This is a genomic window from Kingella denitrificans ATCC 33394, assembly GCF_000190695.1.
GTDB lineage: Bacteria > Pseudomonadota > Gammaproteobacteria > Burkholderiales > Neisseriaceae > Kingella_A > Kingella_A denitrificans.
Genome location: NZ_GL870929.1, coordinates 1546849 through 1564062, shown reverse-complemented (window position 1 = coordinate 1564062; position 17214 = coordinate 1546849). Strand labels below are relative to the sequence as shown.

The window sequence follows — 17214 nt, the reverse complement described above, 5'->3', positions numbered from 1 at the left end:
AACCGCCCGCGAATATAACGTGTATTCGTTCATTTGGCAACGCAGGCAGCCTGAAATCCGCTCCAGACTGCCCGTCCAATACCGCTTAGCGCAACCTCGCGCCCACGCCTTCCGCCGCCGTCACCAGTTCGGCCACAATCGGCTCGACCACTTCGTCGGTCAGCGTGTCTTCCGTGCTTTGCAGGATGACTTTCAACGCCATGCTTTTGTGGTTTTCCGGCAGCCCTGCGCCGCGATACACGTCGAACAAGGTAATTTCTTGAATCAACTCGGATTTCACGCCGCGCAAAGCCGCCTGCAACTGCTCGAAGGTGGTGGCTTCGGGCACCACAAACGCCAAATCCCTGCGCACCGGCTGAAATTTCGATACTGCCTGATAACGCGTTTTTTCGCGTTCCAACACGGCGGCCATATCGATTTCAAATACCAGCGGTGCTTGCGGCAAGTCGTATTTTTGCAGCCATTTCGGATGCAATTCGCCGACAAAGCCGATGACTTGGCCGTCTGAAACAATATTGGCGGCGCGGCCTGGATGCAGGGCGGGATGTTCGGTTTTGACGAACTCAACTGCTTTGTTTTTCAACAGATTTTTTACATCGGCCTTGATGTCGTAAAAATCCGCGTTGCGCGTTTTCTCGCCCCATTGTTCGGGCATCGCCGCGCCGTACCACAGGCCGCCGATGCGTTCGTTTTGTACAAACTGGCCGTCTGAATCTTTGCTGAACACGCGGGCGATTTCAAACACGCGCACGCGGCTTTGCTTGCGGTTCAGATTGTTTTGCAAAATTTCCACCAAGCCGCCGATAAGTGTGGAACGCATCACGGCATACTGCGCCGCCAGCGGGTTTTGCAGACGGATGGGATTGGCGTTGGCGGCAAAATCGTGTTCCCACTGCTCATCAACGAAGGCATAGCTGACCACTTCGCGGTAGCCGCGCGCCGCCATTTCGTTATAAACGGCAAAACGCGGACGGCGGGTTTCGGGCAGCACCAGCATTTTCAGACGACCTGACGTGTAATCGTCGGGGATATTTTCATAGCCGTAAACGCGGCCGATTTCTTCAATCAAATCGGCTTCGATTTCGATGTCGAAACGGAAACTCGGCGCGGTAACGCGGAAGCCTTCCGCCGTTTTTTCAGGTTGCAGGCCCAAGTGCTGCAAAATGGTTTCCACCTGTTCGGCGGGAATATCCACGCCCAACACGGTTTTCAGACGACCCAAACGCAATTCGACCTGCTTCGCTTCAGGCAATTCGCCTTGCGCTTCCACCATTTCACCTGCCGCACCGCCGCAGATTTGCAAAACCAGTTCGGTAGCGCGTTCGATGGCGTCAGCCTGCAAACGGTAATCCACGCCGCGCTCAAAGCGGAACGACGAATCCGAGCCAAAACCGTACTGGCGCGATTTTCCGGCGATGATTTCAGACGCAAACCAAGCCGCTTCCAGCACGATATTTTGCGTGTCGTCTGAAACCGCGCTCGCCGCGCCGCCCATCAGGCCTGCCAAGCTCAACACGCCTTTTTCGTCGGCTACCACCAAGGTGTTTTCAGACAGAGATACGGTTTTCTCGTTCAGGCATTCCAGCGTTTCACCTTCGCGCGCGCGGCGGATGTGCAGGCTGCCTGAAAGTTTGTCGGCATCAAAAACATGCATCGGCTGACCGATTTCCAGCATCACATAATTACCAATGTCCACCAGCGCGGAAATACTGCGGATGCCGCTGCGCTCCAAACGCTGCTTCATCCAATCCGGCGTAGCGGCGCGCGCGTTCACGTTTTCAATCACGCGGCTGATAAAGCGGCCACAATCGGTAGGCGCATCAATCTGCACGGGCTGTTTGCGGCTGCCCGTGATTGGCGCGGCATGGATTGCAGGCTGCTTGAACGCGCAACCCGTCAGCGCGGACACTTCGCGCGCAATACCTTTGATGCTCAAGCAGTCGGCTCGGTTCGGCGTGATTTTCAGCGTGAATACCGTATCGTCCAAATCCAGATATTCGCGGATGTTTGTGCCGACGGGAGCATCTTGCGGCAAAATGTGCAAGCCGTTCACGCCGTCGTCAGGCAGACCGAGTTCATCGGTGGAACACAACATCCCGTTCGACACCACGCCGCGCATCTTGGTCGGCTTGATTTTGAAATTGCCCGGCAACACCGCACCCGGCAACGAACACGGCACTTTGATGCCCGCTTTCACATTCGGCGCACCGCACACAATCTGTACCAACTCGCCCGTACCCGCATCGACTTGGGTAACGTTCAAACGGTCGGCATCAGGATGTTTTTCAACGGATTTCACTTCGGCAATCACCACGCCTGTAAAAGCCGGCGCGGCAGTCTCGGCTTCTTCCACTTCCAAGCCGGACATGGTTAACAAATGTTCCAGCTTATCGGCGGAAAGTTCGGTATCGGCTTGGGTTTTCAGCCATGAGTAGGAGAATTGCATGTTATGTTCTCAATCAACTAATTAACTTTTTATCAGATTTTGTTTCCAGACGACCTGTTTACTTGCGAGTGCAGACTGCTTTTTAACTTTGTTGGGGCGTTGTTTTCAGGTAGCCTTTTCAAACCTTAAGCAATCAAATCAATAATATTGTTACGAACCACGCCAGCAAGGTATAGCCTAAGGTGACACTCACTGTAAACGCCACACGTTCCCAGCTTTTAAACCACGGCATCAACCAACTGCCGATCGCGGTGGCAAAACAGGATACGGCAAATGCGCTAAATCCGTAATTCGACCACCTTATTGCACCTTCCACATCGTCGCCGGTCAGAGTTTTCAAATCAGCCAACGCCAAAGAGCGGTTTTCGCAATAGATGGACAGCAGCCACAGCGTAACGGCAAACGCATAGCAAATGGATGGGGCGACATAGCGTTTCATGATTTAGCTTTCTGCGGTGCAGGCTGCTTTTTTATTTTTAAGCAGCCTGCACAATCATTTCGCAAACTGTTTCAAAAAGTTCAAATCGTTATCAAAAAACAGCCGCAAATCATTCACGTTGTAACGCAACATAGCGAAACGGTCGAGGCCGATGCCGAAGGCGAAACCGGTGTATTTTTCAGGATCGATATTCACATTTTTCAACACGTTGGGATGTACCATGCCGCAACCGCCGACTTCCAGCCATTTGCCGTTTTCGCCCATGATGTCGATTTCGGCGGACGGTTCGGTGAATGGGAAGAAAGACGGACGGAAACGTACTTGCAAATCATCGCGTTCAAAAAAGCGGCGGATAAAATCGGTGAACACGGCTTTCAAATCGGCGAAGGTTACGCCTTCTTCCACCCACAGGCCTTCGGCTTGGTGGAACATGGGCGAGTGCGTGGCATCGCTGTCCACACGATAAACGCGGCCGGGGGCAATAATGCGGATAGGCGGCTCTTTTTTGTCGAGCATATAGCGGATTTGAATCGGGGAAGTGTGCGTGCGCAAAACATCGCCGTTTTCAACGTAGAACGTATCCTGCATGGCGCGGGCGGGGTGGTTTGCGGGGATGTTCAGGGCTTGGAAGTTGTGGAAATCGTCTTCGATTTCCGGGCCGTCTGCCACTTCAAAACCCATGCCGTGAAAGAGTTCGACCACGCGCTGCAAAGTCAGGGTTACGGGATGCAGACCGCCATTTTCCTGCGCGCGTCCGGGCAGGGTAATATCGAGGGCTTCGGCGGCAAGCTGGGCTTGAAGTTTGGCTTCGGCCAACTCGGCGCGTTTGGCATCGTAGGCGGCTTGGAAACGCTGTTTGCACTCATTGATGAACGCGCCGACGGTTTTTTTCTCTTCGGGCGGCAGGCTGCCGAGCTGTTTGAGCAGGGCGTTGAGTTCGCCCGTTTTGCCGAGATACTGGGCTTTGACGAGTTCGAGGGCTTGCTGGTCGGCGGTGTTTCGGATGGCGGCAATGCCGTTTTCGGTGATTTGGGTGGCGTTGTTCTGCATGGTTTCCATTTCAAATAGAAAGCGTGTCGGGCAGAGGACACGCGTATCGCGGGAAGGCGGCGCGGTGCAAAAAAGCAGCCTGCACTTTGGCGCGGCGTCAATTCCTGAAAATAAGCGTTATTTTAACGCAAAAGCGCGGTTATCCGCTATCTATATGGAGTAAATCTGCTAAAATCGCATTTTCCTTTGTGCAGGCTGCCTGAAAATGCGCTATCCCTTGCCCCAAGAAATCCGCGTGCATCCCGAACGCGATGCGCTGACTTTGATATACGACAGCGGCGAACACACGCTGCCGGCCGAATACCTGCGCGTTTTGTCGCCCAGCGCGGAAGTGCGCGGACACGGCGTCGGCCACGAAAAACTGCAAACCGGCAAACGCGGCGTGCGAATTGAAGAAATCGCCGCTTCCGGCAATTACGCGCTGAAAATTTATTTTTCGGACGGGCACGACAGCGGCCTATACGATTGGGACTATCTCTACCTGCTGGCACACGAATACGAAACCCGCTGGCAGGATTATTTGCAGAAACTGGCCGCCGCCGACGCAACGCGCGACGCAGAGCCGCAAGAGCAGCCTGCACCCGCCCAACACGGCTGCGGCGGCTGCGGCAAGCATCATTGAAAGAACACCACCGTTTATGTTGTTTAACGTTTTCCAGATTCCCGCGCTCGTTTTGTCCGCCGTCATTGCATTGGTGAGCATTATCGCGTGGCGCAACGACTTTATTTTCCAGCGTTACCAGTTTTCCGTCGGCGCCATCCGCTACCACAAACAATACGTGCGGCTGATCAGCTCCGCCTTTCTGCACGCCAACGGCTGGCATTTGTTTTTCAACTTGTTCACGCTGTATTTTTTCTCGGGCATCATCACTTTGGTTTATGGCTGGCTCGGATTTCTGCTGCTGTTTTTCGGCTCGGTGCTGGCGGGCAACCTGTTTTCCCTGTGGCTGTATAAAAACCGGCCGAGCTATGCCGCCATCGGCGCATCCGGCGGCGTATCCGGCATCCTGTTTGCCGCCATCACGCTTTCCCCCATGAGCAGCATCATCATTTTCCCGATACCGATACCGATTACTTCGTGGATTTACGCCACCCTGTATTTCGCCTATTCGGTCGCAATGATGCTCAATCCGCGCCATTACGACAACACCGGCCATGCAGCACATTTGGGCGGGGCAGCCTGCGGCATGGCATTTGCAGCGGCTTTAACCCCGACGTTTGTCATGGAAAACGCATTGTTTATCGGCATTATGTCGCTGCCGCTGTGTTATTTAGCGTATGAAATTTTAGTGAACAAAAGGGCAAGATAATGAACATGAAACCAATAACGGCTTTCGGGCTGGCCTTCTTCCTGGCAGCCTGCGGCGGCGGAACGCCGTCAAACGGCAACGCCAGTGCGCCGAACACGGCTTCCGCGCCCGAAGACGCGGCGGAAATCAATTCGGTGCGTGATAATTTTGTGCGCGGATGCGTTGATTCCGCCGTGAACAACCCATCGGCCAAAACCGCGCCGTCACCGGAAAAACGGCAGTTCGCGCAAACCGTGTGCGAATGCGTTTACGACAGCAGCGAGCAGGCATACGGCAGCGCGCAATGGCTGGAAACCGTGAAGCAGGCCGAGCAACAGCAAACGATGGACACAAAATTGCAGCAAACCATACAAACCGCCATGCAGCAATGCGCGCAGCAATACTTCGCCCGAGTGCAGGCTGCTTCTGATGCTTCTGCCGCCAAGTAACCCGCAAAAAAGGAAATCGTCATGACCGACCCCAACAAACAAACCCATTTCGGCTTTCAAACGGTGAACGAAAGCGAAAAAGCCAGCAAAGTGGCCGCCGTATTCCATTCGGTGGCAAAAAACTACGACATCATGAACGATGTGATGTCGGGCGGCCTGCACCGCGTGTGGAAGCATTTCACCATCAACACGGCGCGCATTTCCAAAGGCGGCAAAGTGCTGGACATTGCCGGCGGCACGGGCGATTTGTCGCGCGGCTGGGCCAAACGTGTCGGCAAAACGGGCGAAGTGTGGCTCACCGACATCAACTCTTCCATGCTCACCGTGGGGCGCGACCGCCTGCTGAACGAAGGCCTGATTCTGCCCGTGGCGGTGTGCGACGCGGAAAAACTGCCCTTCCCCGATAATTATTTCGATTTGGTGTCAGTGAGCTTCGGCCTGCGCAATATGACGCACAAAGACGAAGCCCTGCGCGAAATGTACCGCGTGCTGAAACCGGGCGGACAGCTTCTGGTGCTGGAATTTTCCAAAATCTACGAACCGCTGAAACCCGTGTACGACCTGTATTCGTTCAAATTGCTGCCCATCATGGGCAAGCTGATTGCCAAAGACGCGGACAGCTATCAATACCTGGCGGAATCCATCCGCATGCACCCCGACCAGGAAACTTTGAAGCAGATGATGCTGGACGCGGGCTTCGACCAAGTGGACTACCACAATTTGAGCGCAGGGATTGTGGCGCTGCACAAAGGCACAAAACTTTAAGCAAATACAAATCAATATAGTGGATTAAAATAAAAATGAGGCAAGGCGGCGAGCCGCAAGGCGTACAAGTAGTACGTTAAGGCGAGCCAACGCCGTATCATTGCGATTTTAATTCACTATGCAAGGTGCAGGCTGCTTTTGGACCGTTGAAAGCAGCCTGCACTTCAACGATACCGCAAAACGGCGGCATCAAAACGGAAAGGAACAGGATATGGTCGGACATTTGGGTTTCCCGCTGGAAACCGTAGCGGTTTTTGTGGTGTTGAGCGTGGGCGCGATTTTTATCGATTTGCACGCCCACAAAAGCGACGAACCGCCCACATTGAAAAACGCGGCGATGTGGTCGCTGTTTTGGGTGGGGGTGTCGGTGCTGTTCGGCATTTACCTGCACATCCACCACGGCGCGGAAACCGCCAGCCTGTTCTTCACGGGTTATGCGCTGGAAAAAGTATTGTCGGTGGACAACCTTTTTTTGATGATGGCCGTGTTTTCATGGTTTAAAGTGCCGGAGGGCTACCGCCACCGCGTGCTGTATTGGGGCGTTATCGGCGCGATTGTGTTCCGCATGATTTTCGTCGCGCTCGGTGCGGGCCTGATGGCGATGATGGGCGCATATGTGGAACTCTTGTTTGCCGCAGTGGTGGGCTTTTCCGCCGTGGCCATGCTGCGCCACAAAGAAGAGGAAAGCGAAGAGGAAGCCGATTATTCGGAACACTTGGCCTACCGCTGGGTGCACAAACTCTTCCCCGTCTTCCCGCGGATGTACGGCCACCGCTTCTTCCTGAACGAAAAAGAATTGGCCGAAGCGCGCACGCTATATCCCGACGCGCATTTGGAGCTGGCGGGCGAAGACGTGAAACACCCCGAAAACAGCCACCCGAAAAAACTGCGCAAAGGCGCATTGGTGGCCACACCGCTGTTTTTGTGTTTGGCCGTCATCGAGCTGTCGGACGTGATGTTCGCCTTCGACAGCGTGCCGGCCGTGATTGCCGTGTCCAAAGAGCCGCTGATTGTGTATAGCGCCATGATGTTCGCCATTTTGGGGCTGCGTACCATGTATTTTGTGCTGGAAGCCTTGAAGGGCTATTTGGCTTATCTGGAAAAAGCCGTGGTGTTCCTGCTGTTCTTCATCGCCTTCAAACTGGCCTTGTCCGGCACCAACCACCTGTTCCACCACGGCTGGGACATTTCGCCCAACGCATCTTTGCTGGTGGTGCTGTGCGCTTTGGGCATCGGCATTGCCGCATCGCTAATCTTCCCGAAAAAAGACCAGCGGGACGACAATTAACCCGCCCTGAAAAAGCAGCCTGCACCCTTGTTTTCCAAGTGCAGGCTGCTTTTCAAAGCCCCGGCCAATACGTGCCACCACATTCGTTCAAGGGCTATAGTGGATTAAAATCGCAATGATACGGCGTTGGCTCGCCTTGACGTACTACTTGTACGCCTTGCGGCTCGCCGCCTTGTCTCATTTTTATTTTAATCCACTATAATTTTTCATCGGCAGACATTCAACGCCGCCCAACTTAAAGGAACCCCCATGTTCGCCAAAACGCTCACCGCCATGCTGCTTTCCGCCGCCTTCGCCGCTCATGTGCAGGCTGCCCCCGCACCGCTGCCCTTCAAAACCATCACATTGGAAGCCAAAACCTGCGCTGACAGGAACTGCCACGAATCCACCGTTGCCTATCCGGTCACGGGCGACCGCCATCTGGACAACTGGGTCAGAAAACAAATGGGCGGCCGACTGCCCACCCGTCGTTCCGTCCAAGCCGCACTGGACCGCAGCGAAGATGTGAAACTGGCCAATCAAAGCAACCGCGAGATTCGGCGTAACGGCGGAGATAGCAATATATGCAGCCTGCACCTTGTCGACACGCTGGAACTGGGCGGCTACACGCCCCATTACGCCGTATTCGACCGCGAAGATTGGCAATATCTCTGCGGCGCGCACGGCAACGGCGTCCAAACGCTGACCGTGCTGAAACGCGGCACACCCAACCCGAAACCGCTGACACTGGACGACATCCTGCTGCCCGGCCAGAAAGCCAAGCTGACACACCTGCTCAAAGAAGCCTATATCAAATATCTGACGAGAACTTTCGAAGACAGCGAACAAGCCGCGCGCGAATATGCGGATAATTTCAACAAAGAAGGTTTTCCCGCTACCGGCAACTGGCGTTTCGACAAAAACGGCCTGACCTTCCTGTATCAAACCTACGAAATTGGCGCATATGTTTTGGGCAGGCCCGAATTGACCATTCCCGTGAAAGATTTGCAGGACATCATCAAACCCGAAATCCTGCGTGAAACCCGACACTACCGCGCAAAACCGGAACGCTAATTCCGATATTCCAACGGCAAAAAAGCAGCCTGCACTCGAACCATCCAAGTGCAGGCTGCTTTTTTCAATGTATAGTGGATTAAAATTGCAATGATACGGCGTTGGCTCGCCTTGTCTCATTTTTATTTTAATCCACTATAAAATCAACGGCGACGGATTGGGCGCAGTGGAATGCTGCCGATAGGTTCCGCATCGCCGAAGACCGATGTGGCTTTGAACGGCGGCAATTCGCTCGCGTCAATCGCATCCACTTCGATTTCCGTACCTTCCGGCAGGATTTCATCCACCTGAGCAGGACGTACCGACATATTGCCGCCTTTCGGAGCGGTCAATGCAGCAGAACGCTGATTCCATGCCACAGAAAGCAGGCTGCCCTGTATTTTGCCCGCCTGGTTGCCGCAGGTCAGACACACGGGTTTGCCGCTGCGGGCGCGCAAGGCTTGATCGACTTTGGCAGTCTCAATGCTGCGACGGTTGGCACGACCCCATTCGGTAATCGCGTGTTTCAGCGCATCCACGCGCAAATTGCGTTTGTTGTACGGATCGCGGAACACCGCCAGCCACAGATTACCCGCGCCGTCTTGGTTCAACGCCGCCATTTCGTAGCTCACCATCACGGTGGTGCCGGAAGTAATCGTGCGGGCGAATTCAAGCGCATCGGGCGATTTCATGCGCACGCAACCGTGGCTGGCCACGCCGGGAACGCTGCCCGGATTGCTGGTGCCGTGAATGCCCAAACCCAAACGCGGCTCGCCCAAGCGGACGAACACGGGACCCAGCGGATTGCGCGGGCCAGGCGGCACGCTTTTCACACCGTCGCCGCGCTCGCGCTGAATCGACAGCGGAATGTGCCAGGTCGGGTTGAAGGCTTTCGCGCCGATACGGTGCTCGCCCAGCGTGGTTTGCGTCATCGCCTTGCCCACGGCCACGGGATACACTTTTTGCAGGCGGCCATTGTTGTACAGAAACAGGCGCTGCTGCGGAATGTTGATAACGACATACTGCCCTTGCGCGGTGGGGGCAATATCGGGAACGGGGGTGGTGTTCGCATAGGCGAACGCGGCGCAGAATGCCAATACGGCGAGAAACCAATTTTTCATAGCGGCCAATCCATCGACAAATCGATAAAAGGCGGAAATTATACCCGAGCGGGCTGATTCCGTGCGACAATAATCGGTGCAGGCTGCTTTTGGTAGTTGCAAAAAAACAACGGTTTTCAGACGCTGTATGTTCACATTGCAACAACGGACAGCCGCCGCCGAAACATTCAGAGTGCAGGCTGCTTTTTCGCCCATTCAACACATTGAAAAAACAATATAAATATAACCAAATATGCAAACCACCATTCATTCTTTAGATTACGAAGCACGCGGCGTGGCACGGGTCGGCGGCAAAACCGTGTTCGTGCAGGGCGCGCTGCCGCTGGAAACGGTGCGCATCCGCATCACGCAGGAAAAGGCTTCTTTCGCGCTGGCGGACACGGAAGCCGTTATCGAAGCGTCGCCCTTCCGTGTGCAGGCTGCCTGCGCGCATTACGGCGAATGCGGCGGCTGTGCCCTGCAACACGCGGATTTTGCCGCGCAGGTGGCGTATAAACAGCGCGTGTTTGAAGAGCAGTTGCAGCGCATCGGCAAAGTGCAGCCTACCGTGTATCTGCCGCCGATTTACGGCAATGCCTGGGGCTACCGTTCGCGCACGCGGCTTTCGGTACACATTACCCGCGAAGGCGAAGTGCGGCTGGGCTATCAGGCCAAACACAGCCACCGCATCGTGCCCGTGTCGCAATGCCCCGTGCTGCCGCCGCACGTGTCAGGCAGCCTGCACCTGATTCGGGAAATGTTGCAGCAAATCCACGACCAAATGCCCAAAAACCGCCTGACCGCCGTGGACATTTGCGCCGGCGAAGCCATTACCGCGTGCAGCATCCAATGCAGTCGGCCGCTGCCCGAACCCATCGCCCGTCAAACCGCCGAACGCCTGCAACAACACTCCGGCACGGCATGGCAGATTGGGCAGCAATGCCAAAAGCAGCCTGCACAAGCCATCGCCCCAAAAAGCGCCCCCGAACTGTATTACACCCTGCCCGAATTTAATCTGCACATGCCCTTCCGCGTGGGCGACTTCACCCAAATCAACCTGCCCATGAACGCGCAAATGGTAGCGCGCGCCGTCCGCCTGCTCGACCCGCAGCCGCACGAACGCATTGTCGATTTGTTTTGCGGGCTGGGCAACTTCACCCTGCCCCTGGCACGCAGCGGCGCACGCATCATCGGCATTGAAGGCGCAGACAGCCTGACCCGCCGCGCCCAAGCCAACGCACGGCGCAACGGTTTGGACAACATCGAATTTTCCACTGCCGACCTGTTCGACACGCAGCCCGACACCGTGGCGCAATGGGGGCATTTCGACAAAATGCTGCTCGACCCGCCACGCGCCGGCGCCTTGGCCGTGGTGCAAAGCCTGCACGCGCCGTATCTGCCAGAGCGCATCGTGTATGTGTCGTGCAATCCCGCCACGCTGGCACGCGACGCCGCCGTGCTGGTCGGCAAAGGTTACGCATTCCGCGCCGCCGGCATACTCAACCTGTTTCCGCACACCGCGCACATCGAAGCCGTGGCATGGTTTGAACGGCAGGCGTGAAACGCTTTAAAAAACAGCCTGCACCTGCCATCACCGCAGCCCGACAGCCGACATGGCGTATCGCCGCCATACCCACGCTTTCGGGTTGCCGCCCGTGGCGCAGGCTGCCGATAACATTCAGATTTCCCCCTCTTCCGCAGAAAAGAGGACGGGCGGCGGAAACACATCAAAAAGCAGCCTGCACTTGATTTTTCAATGTGCAGGCTGCTTTTTCAGGTTCGGCGCATGAGTGGGGTGCAGGCTGCTTTTGATGCGTTATGCTATGCGGCTGATGCGGCGAACTTTTGGCGCGGCAGCAACCTGCTCCCTCTCCCGTGGGAGAGGGCTGGGGTGAGGGCTTTGCGGGTTGCTTGCCAACTTGCGGGCGGGCAGCAGCCCAAAGAGTGGGTATGGCGGCGATACGCCATGCTCTGCCTTTGAATTTGCTGCCGCCGTTCGGATTTACCCTCTCCCGCAGAAGAGGGGATGGGTTGCTGCGACCCAAAATACCGATACAGAAAGCAGCCTGCACCCTATTCTTTTGCGTACAATACGCCGTACCCAACACCATTCCGCTATTCAGGAAATTGGATATGAAACCTTTCATCGCCCTATCCGCCACGCTGCTGCTTGCGGCGCATTCGTACGCCATGCCTGTCGAAACCGTCGATTTTCAGCCCGACAATATCCCCACACAAGCGGTATTGAAACGCCATTCGCAGGGCTATTCGCTGACGGTTGCCCAAAAACAGCCGCGCAGAACCCTGCTGCACATCCGCGATTTTCTCCCCGGAAATGTTACTGTGGCCAAGCTGAACGCGCTATACGGCTCGTTCTCCGTCCGCAGCGGCACTGAAGACAATAATTTTGCCGACATCACCCTGCGTGTTGAAAACGGACGGCCGCGCATTGTTTCGCTGACCTGCCACCTGCCTGCGCTGAGCGGCAAAACCATGCCGGAATACGACCGCGATCACAATACGCTGCAACTGATCAGCCTGCTGGAATATGACCGCGATCGCCAAACGCTGGAAATCACGACAACGCACTACACCGACAATATACCGGGCATGAGCGTGATGGAGGAATATCCACTGCCCGAACCGCCTGCCGCCGCTTTGGACGGCAAACACAGTCTGCCCGAAATATGCGGGCTGTTTCTGAATACTGTGCCGGATTTGTAGTCCATTTATCTATTTAACGACTGAACGGTTGAAGAAGGAAAAGCAGCCTGCACTTTCGGAAAACCAAGTGCAGGCTGCTTTTGAATGGATGGGCAACCGATATGCGTGCCCCGCGTTGCTTAATCGTGCACGCGCAGCAGTTCCACTTCAAACACCAGCGTGGAATTGGCCGGAATCACGCCGCCCACGGCACGCGCGCCGTAGCCCATTTCCGGCGGAATCGTCAGTTTGCGTTTGCCGCCTTCCTTCATGCCGTCAAAGCCTTCGTCCCAACCGCGGATGACTTGGCCGACACCCAGGGTAATCGTCAGCGGTTGGCCGCGGCTCACGCTGGAATCGAACACGGTGCCGTCGGTCAGATAACCCGTGTAATGCACGGTGATGTCTTTGCCTTTTTGCGCCGTTTTGCCTGTGCCTTCCTGCACGTCTTCAATCACAAATCCCATTTTGCTTTCCTTTGAAACAGGGTTGATAAAGGTTAAGCGTACCACAAAAAAGCAGCCTGCACCCGTTTCATTTATGCTACGATTCGCGCTTTCAGACTCTTCAACCCGCCACATCATGAATATTGTCTTTCTCGACCGCGCCACGCTGCCCGGCCGCCCCTTCCGATTCGACTTCCCACACCAATACGCCGAATACCCGCTCTCCAACCCGCAGGAAGCGGTGGAACGCGCCAAAGAAGCCGACATCATCATCACTAACAAAGTGCTGCTCGATGACGCCTTTTTCGCGCAAACGCCGAAACTGAAAATGGTAGCACTCGCCGCCACGGGCTATAACAATGTCGATATGGCCGCCGCCGCAAAACACAACATCACCGTGTGCAACGTGCGCGGCTACGGCAACGACAGCGTGGCCGAACACGCCTTCATGCTCATGCTCGCCCTCATCCGCCAGCTGCCCGCCTATATGCGCGACGTGGCCGCCGGCATTTGGCAGCAGTCTCCCATGTTCTGTCATCACGGCGCGCCCATCCGCGATTTGAGCGGCAAAACGCTCGCCATCTGGGGGCGCGGCAACATCGGCAGCCGCTTGGCGCAAATGGCGCAGGCATTCGGCGTGCGCGTGATTTGGGGCGAACACAAACACGCCGCCGCCGTGCGCGAAGGCTATACCGCGTTTGACGAAGCCCTAGCACAGGCCGACATCGTCTCCCTGCACTGCCCGCTGAACGAACAAACGCGCAACATGATTGGCGAAGCCGAACTGCAACGCATGAAGCCGCGCGCCGTGCTGATTAACGTCGGGCGCGGCGGGCTGGTGGACGAACACGCCGTGATGGCTGCACTTAAATACGGGCAGCTCGGCGGTGCAGGCTTCGACGTGCTGACCGCCGAACCGCCGCGCGAAGGCAACCCGCTGCTCGCACGGCTGCCCAACCTCATCGTTACGCCGCACACCGCCTGGGCCAGCGAAGAAGCCCTGAACACGATGACGCGCATGATTGAAGACAATATCCGCGCCTTCGTATCCGGCGCGCCCATCAACGTGATTGCCGCTTAAATCCGCCGCAAAAGCAGACTGCACGGCAATACGCCGCACCGGCAACGTGCAGGCTGCTTTCCAACCACCAAAACTACCACCGAACCAAACCCCGCACCAATGACACACACACTCCAATGCACCCCCCGCCGCGCCGTCTATGCCGGCAGCTTCGACCCGCCCACCAACGGCCACCTCTGGATGATTGCCGAAGCCGCCCAACTGTTTGACGAACTCATCGTCGCCATCGGCGTGAACCCCGACAAAAAAGCCAGCTACCAAGTCGAAGAACGGCAGGCCATGCTGCAAGCCATCGTCGCCCCGTTCGCCAACGTGCGCGTCGACTCGTTCACCAACCAATTCCTCGTCAATTACGCCCACAGCGTGAACGCCGAATTCATCATCCGCGGCATCCGAACCGCCACCGACTACGAATACGAACGCGCCATCCGCCACATCAACGCCGACTTGCAGCCCGACATCCGCACCGTTTTCCTGATGCCGCCGCGCGAAATCGCCGAAATCTCGTCCACCTTCGTCAAAGGACTGGTGGGCCCGGACGGCTGGCAACGCGTCCTGCCGCGCTACGTCCCGCCCGCCGTGTACGACAAAATCATCGCCGACCACGCAGACGGCGGCGCATCATAAACACACCATTCAATGTGCAGGCTGCTTTTGCCCGTCCCAAAAGCAGCCTGCACCCATTCACATGAATTTGCTTCATGCAAATAACGTAAATTAAGCGTTTGCCAAACACGGCAAAAACAACGATGATTACGCAAAATCCCAATTCACAAACCGTTTTTTCCGGAGAACAATCATGAATACATTTCACTTATCAGGCTATCCGCGCGTGGGCGCGAAACGCGAACTGAAATTCGCCGTAGAAGCCTATTGGAAAGGCGCGAAAAGCGAAGCGGAACTGCAAGAAACCGCCGCCGAAATCCGCCGCCTGAACTGGGCCACCCAAAAAGCCGCCGGTGCCGATTTGGTGCCCGTGGGCGATTTCTCGTTCTACGACCACGTTTTGGATTTGCTGTGCACGCTGGGCGGCATTCCTTCCCGCTTCGGTTTCGACGCCGCCAACCTCACGCTGGAACAATACTTCCAACTGGCACGCGGCAACGCCACCCAAATGGCAATGGAAATGACCAAATGGTTCGACACCAACTACCACTTCATCGTGCCCGAATGGTCTGCCGACACTTCGTTCAAAGTGAACGCGAAAAACCTGATTGCCCAAATCAAAGAAGCCAAAGCGCAAGGCCACGACATCAAACCCACTTTGGTCGGCCCCATCACCCTGACCTACTTGGGCAAGAAAAAAGAAGACTTCGGCTGCCGCATCGAAAAAATCCTGCTGCCGAAACTGCTGCCTGCCTATGCGCAACTGCTGCGCGAACTGGCGGCCGAAGGCGTGGACTGGATTCAAATTGACGAGCCGATTTTGGCCACCGACGTGGCGCAAGTTTGGTTGGATGCGTTTGCGCCCGTATATAAAGAACTGGCCAACACCGGCGTGCGCATTATCTTGGGCACTTACTTTGCCGGCGTTGCCGAACACGTGAAACTGCTGGGCAGCCTGCCTGTGCACGGCGTGCATATCGACTGCGTTCGCGCACCGGAACAACTGGCCGTATTCGCCGAACAGTTCCCCACCAACAAAGTCCTGTCTGTCGGCCTGATTGACGGCCGCAACGTGTGGAAGGCGAACCTGACGCAAGTCATCGACACGCTGGAACCCGTGAAAGCGAAATTCCAAAACAACCTGTGGATTGCCCCAAGCTGCTCGCTGCTGCACAGCCCGCAAGATTTGGCCGTGGAAGAAAAACTGAACGGCGAAATCAAATCATGGATGGCGTTTGCCGCGCAAAAACTGGTGGAACTGGGCGTGGTGAAACGCGCTTTGGAACACGGCAAAGACAGCGTGGCCGCCGAGCTGAAAGCCTCCGATGCCGCCGCTGCCGACCGCGCCACCAACAAACTGATTCACAACGACGCGGTGAAAGCCCGCCTGGCCAACCTGCCCAAAGGCGCGGACCAACGCAAATCTCCGTTTGCCGAGCGCATTAAAGCACAACAGGCTTGGATGAACCTGCCCATCCTGCCGACCACCACCATCGGTTCGTTCCCGCAAACCACGGAAATCCGCCATGCGCGCGCCGCTTTCAAAAAAGGCGAATTGAGCGCGGCCGATTACGATGCGGCCATGAAAAAAGAAATCGCCTACTGCGTTGAAGTGCAGGAAAAACTGAACATCGACGTGCCCGTACACGGCGAAGCAGAGCGCAACGACATGGTGGAATACTTCGGCGAGCAACTGCAAGGCTACTGCTTCACGCAGTTCGGCTGGGTGCAGTCTTACGGTTCTCGCTGCGTGAAACCGCCCATCATCTTCGGCGACGTTTCCCGTCCGAACCCGATGACGGTTTACTGGTCCACTTATGCGCAAAGCCTGACCAAACGCCCGATGAAAGGCATGCTGACCGGCCCGGTAACCATGTTCAAATGGTCGTTCGTCCGCAACGATATTCCTTTGAGCGAAGTGGCGAAACAAATCGCATTGGCCTTGAATGACGAAGTGTTGGATTTGGAAAAAGCCGGCATCAAAGTGATTCAGATTGACGAACCGGCCATCCGCGAAGCCATGCCGCTGAAAAAATCGCAATGGAAAGAGTTCTTGGATTGGGCTTGCGAATCGTTCCGCTTGTCCAGCACCGGCGCGGAAGACAGCACGCAAATCCACACGCACATGTGCTATTCCGAGTTCAACGACATTCTGGACGCCATCGCCAGCATGGATGCGGACGTGATTACTATTGAAACTTCGCGCTCCGACATGGAATTGCTGACCGCGTTCGGCGATTTCAAATATCCGAACGACATCGGCCCCGGCGTGTACGACATCCACAGCCCGCGCGTTCCGACCGATGCGGAAGTGGAACACCTGCTGCGCAAAGCCATGGAAGTGGTGCCGGTGGAACGCCTGTGGGTGAACCCGGACTGCGGCCTGAAAACCCGCGGCTGGAAAGAAACCTTGGAGCAGTTGGAAGTGATGATGCGCGTTACCGAAAAACTGCGCGCGGAACTGAAAAAATAACCGCCCTTGAATAAAAGCAGCCTGCACTTTCTGCCAACGGAAGTGCA

Annotated in this window: 17 protein-coding genes; 11 read left to right on the top strand and 6 right to left on the bottom strand. The window is 56.0% G+C overall.

Annotated features, from left to right (window positions below; genetic code table 11):
• Positions 1-85: 85 nt before the first annotated feature.
• From pheT to pheS, 3 genes are all read right to left on the bottom strand, one after another.
• Positions 86-2446 carry a phenylalanine--tRNA ligase subunit beta gene (pheT, locus tag HMPREF9098_RS07915; protein WP_003783666.1) on the bottom strand — a complete coding sequence of 787 codons (2361 nt, stop codon included), beginning with the start codon at positions 2444-2446 and terminating at the stop codon, positions 86-88.
• 133 nt (positions 2447-2579) lie between these two features.
• Positions 2580-2885 carry a hypothetical protein gene (locus HMPREF9098_RS07910; protein ID WP_003783665.1) on the bottom strand — a complete coding sequence of 102 codons (306 nt, stop codon included), beginning with the start codon at positions 2883-2885 and terminating at the stop codon, positions 2580-2582.
• A gap of 54 nt (positions 2886-2939) precedes the next feature.
• Complete coding sequence (gene pheS / locus HMPREF9098_RS07905; RefSeq protein ID WP_050781245.1) at positions 2940-3935, bottom strand: phenylalanine--tRNA ligase subunit alpha; 996 nt, start codon at positions 3933-3935, stop codon at positions 2940-2942.
• A 205-nt stretch (positions 3936-4140) separates the two neighbouring features.
• On the opposite strand from pheS, the gene HMPREF9098_RS07900 reads away from it, so the two are divergent.
• From HMPREF9098_RS07900 to ubiE, 4 genes are read left to right on the top strand one after another with little or no spacing between them, the layout of a single operon-like run.
• Complete coding sequence (locus HMPREF9098_RS07900; protein ID WP_003783662.1) at positions 4141-4557, top strand: gamma-butyrobetaine hydroxylase family protein; 417 nt, start codon at positions 4141-4143, stop codon at positions 4555-4557.
• A gap of 16 nt (positions 4558-4573) precedes the next feature.
• Entirely contained in the window at positions 4574-5245 is a 672-nt protein-coding gene (locus HMPREF9098_RS07895; protein ID WP_003783660.1) for a rhomboid family intramembrane serine protease, read from the top strand.
• Positions 5245-5673: a hypothetical protein gene (locus HMPREF9098_RS07890; RefSeq protein WP_003783658.1), complete on the top strand. Its 429-nt coding sequence runs from the start codon at positions 5245-5247 to the stop codon at positions 5671-5673. Before HMPREF9098_RS07895 ends, HMPREF9098_RS07890 begins: the two co-directional genes overlap by 1 nt.
• A 21-nt stretch (positions 5674-5694) precedes the next feature.
• The gene (gene ubiE / locus HMPREF9098_RS07885) at positions 5695-6438 is read left to right on the top strand and encodes a bifunctional demethylmenaquinone methyltransferase/2-methoxy-6-polyprenyl-1,4-benzoquinol methylase UbiE (protein WP_003783655.1); all 744 of its coding nucleotides are present in this window, start codon (positions 5695-5697) and stop codon (positions 6436-6438) included.
• A 97-nt stretch (positions 6439-6535) separates the two neighbouring features.
• Here the strand turns inward: ubiE and HMPREF9098_RS12230 are convergent, their stop codons facing one another.
• Entirely contained in the window at positions 6536-6661 is a 126-nt protein-coding gene (locus HMPREF9098_RS12230; protein ID WP_257004615.1) for a hypothetical protein, read from the bottom strand.
• Here HMPREF9098_RS12230 and HMPREF9098_RS07880 point away from each other — a divergent pair.
• Both HMPREF9098_RS07880 and HMPREF9098_RS07875 read left to right on the top strand, forming a co-directional pair.
• Positions 6650-7726 (top strand): TerC/Alx family metal homeostasis membrane protein, encoded by a 1077-nt coding sequence (locus HMPREF9098_RS07880; RefSeq protein WP_040564859.1) that lies wholly within the window; start codon positions 6650-6652, stop codon positions 7724-7726. The genes HMPREF9098_RS12230 and HMPREF9098_RS07880 overlap by 12 nt on opposite strands.
• Before the next feature lie 249 nt (positions 7727-7975).
• Positions 7976-8779 (top strand): RsiV family protein, encoded by an 804-nt coding sequence (locus HMPREF9098_RS07875; RefSeq protein ID WP_040564370.1) that lies wholly within the window; start codon positions 7976-7978, stop codon positions 8777-8779.
• Between the two features lie 143 nt (positions 8780-8922).
• On the opposite strand, the gene HMPREF9098_RS07870 is transcribed toward HMPREF9098_RS07875, so the two are convergent.
• Positions 8923-9879, bottom strand: a complete 957-nt coding sequence (locus tag HMPREF9098_RS07870) for a L,D-transpeptidase (protein ID WP_040564369.1) — start codon at positions 9877-9879, stop codon at positions 8923-8925.
• A gap of 232 nt (positions 9880-10111) precedes the next feature.
• Between HMPREF9098_RS07870 and rlmD the strand changes: the two genes are divergently transcribed.
• Together rlmD and HMPREF9098_RS07855 are read left to right on the top strand one after the other, a co-directional pair.
• Positions 10112-11419 carry a 23S rRNA (uracil(1939)-C(5))-methyltransferase RlmD gene (gene rlmD / locus HMPREF9098_RS07865; RefSeq protein WP_003783651.1) on the top strand — a complete coding sequence of 436 codons (1308 nt, stop codon included), beginning with the start codon at positions 10112-10114 and terminating at the stop codon, positions 11417-11419.
• A gap of 572 nt (positions 11420-11991) precedes the next feature.
• On the top strand, positions 11992-12582 hold the full coding sequence (locus HMPREF9098_RS07855) for a hypothetical protein (protein WP_040564367.1): 591 nt from the start codon (positions 11992-11994) through the stop codon (positions 12580-12582).
• A 119-nt stretch (positions 12583-12701) separates the two neighbouring features.
• Here HMPREF9098_RS07855 and HMPREF9098_RS07850 read toward each other — a convergent pair whose 3' ends face one another.
• Positions 12702-13028 carry an FKBP-type peptidyl-prolyl cis-trans isomerase gene (locus HMPREF9098_RS07850; RefSeq protein ID WP_040564366.1) on the bottom strand — a complete coding sequence of 109 codons (327 nt, stop codon included), beginning with the start codon at positions 13026-13028 and terminating at the stop codon, positions 12702-12704.
• 115 nt (positions 13029-13143) lie between these two features.
• Here HMPREF9098_RS07850 and HMPREF9098_RS07845 point away from each other — a divergent pair, with 115 nt between their 5' ends.
• The 3 genes from HMPREF9098_RS07845 to metE all read left to right on the top strand — a co-directional run bounded on the left by HMPREF9098_RS07845 (position 13144) and on the right by metE (position 17167).
• The gene (locus HMPREF9098_RS07845) at positions 13144-14088 is read left to right on the top strand and encodes a D-2-hydroxyacid dehydrogenase (protein ID WP_003783643.1); all 945 of its coding nucleotides are present in this window, start codon (positions 13144-13146) and stop codon (positions 14086-14088) included.
• A gap of 99 nt (positions 14089-14187) precedes the next feature.
• Positions 14188-14715, top strand: a complete 528-nt coding sequence (gene coaD / locus HMPREF9098_RS07840) for a pantetheine-phosphate adenylyltransferase (protein ID WP_003783641.1) — start codon at positions 14188-14190, stop codon at positions 14713-14715.
• A gap of 172 nt (positions 14716-14887) precedes the next feature.
• Positions 14888-17167 carry a 5-methyltetrahydropteroyltriglutamate--homocysteine S-methyltransferase gene (gene metE, locus HMPREF9098_RS07835; RefSeq protein ID WP_003783640.1) on the top strand — a complete coding sequence of 760 codons (2280 nt, stop codon included), beginning with the start codon at positions 14888-14890 and terminating at the stop codon, positions 17165-17167.
• Positions 17168-17214 lie beyond the last annotated feature (47 nt).

Coding starts and splice junctions, on each gene's coding strand:
- pheT (WP_003783666.1), bottom strand. CDS start 2,446: ATGCAATTCTCCTACTCATGGCTGAAAACCCAAGCCGATACCGAACTT.
- HMPREF9098_RS07910 (WP_003783665.1), bottom strand. CDS start 2,885: ATGAAACGCTATGTCGCCCCATCCATTTGCTATGCGTTTGCCGTTACG.
- pheS (WP_050781245.1), bottom strand. CDS start 3,935: ATGCAGAACAACGCCACCCAAATCACCGAAAACGGCATTGCCGCCATC.
- HMPREF9098_RS07900 (WP_003783662.1), top strand. CDS start 4,141: ATGCGCTATCCCTTGCCCCAAGAAATCCGCGTGCATCCCGAACGCGAT.
- HMPREF9098_RS07895 (WP_003783660.1), top strand. CDS start 4,574: ATGTTGTTTAACGTTTTCCAGATTCCCGCGCTCGTTTTGTCCGCCGTC.
- HMPREF9098_RS07890 (WP_003783658.1), top strand. CDS start 5,245: ATGAACATGAAACCAATAACGGCTTTCGGGCTGGCCTTCTTCCTGGCA.
- ubiE (WP_003783655.1), top strand. CDS start 5,695: ATGACCGACCCCAACAAACAAACCCATTTCGGCTTTCAAACGGTGAAC.
- HMPREF9098_RS07880 (WP_040564859.1), top strand. CDS start 6,650: ATGGTCGGACATTTGGGTTTCCCGCTGGAAACCGTAGCGGTTTTTGTG.
- HMPREF9098_RS12230 (WP_257004615.1), bottom strand. CDS start 6,661: ATGTCCGACCATATCCTGTTCCTTTCCGTTTTGATGCCGCCGTTTTGC.
- HMPREF9098_RS07875 (WP_040564370.1), top strand. CDS start 7,976: ATGTTCGCCAAAACGCTCACCGCCATGCTGCTTTCCGCCGCCTTCGCC.
- HMPREF9098_RS07870 (WP_040564369.1), bottom strand. CDS start 9,879: ATGAAAAATTGGTTTCTCGCCGTATTGGCATTCTGCGCCGCGTTCGCC.
- rlmD (WP_003783651.1), top strand. CDS start 10,112: ATGCAAACCACCATTCATTCTTTAGATTACGAAGCACGCGGCGTGGCA.
- HMPREF9098_RS07855 (WP_040564367.1), top strand. CDS start 11,992: ATGAAACCTTTCATCGCCCTATCCGCCACGCTGCTGCTTGCGGCGCAT.
- HMPREF9098_RS07850 (WP_040564366.1), bottom strand. CDS start 13,028: ATGGGATTTGTGATTGAAGACGTGCAGGAAGGCACAGGCAAAACGGCG.
- HMPREF9098_RS07845 (WP_003783643.1), top strand. CDS start 13,144: ATGAATATTGTCTTTCTCGACCGCGCCACGCTGCCCGGCCGCCCCTTC.
- coaD (WP_003783641.1), top strand. CDS start 14,188: ATGACACACACACTCCAATGCACCCCCCGCCGCGCCGTCTATGCCGGC.
- metE (WP_003783640.1), top strand. CDS start 14,888: ATGAATACATTTCACTTATCAGGCTATCCGCGCGTGGGCGCGAAACGC.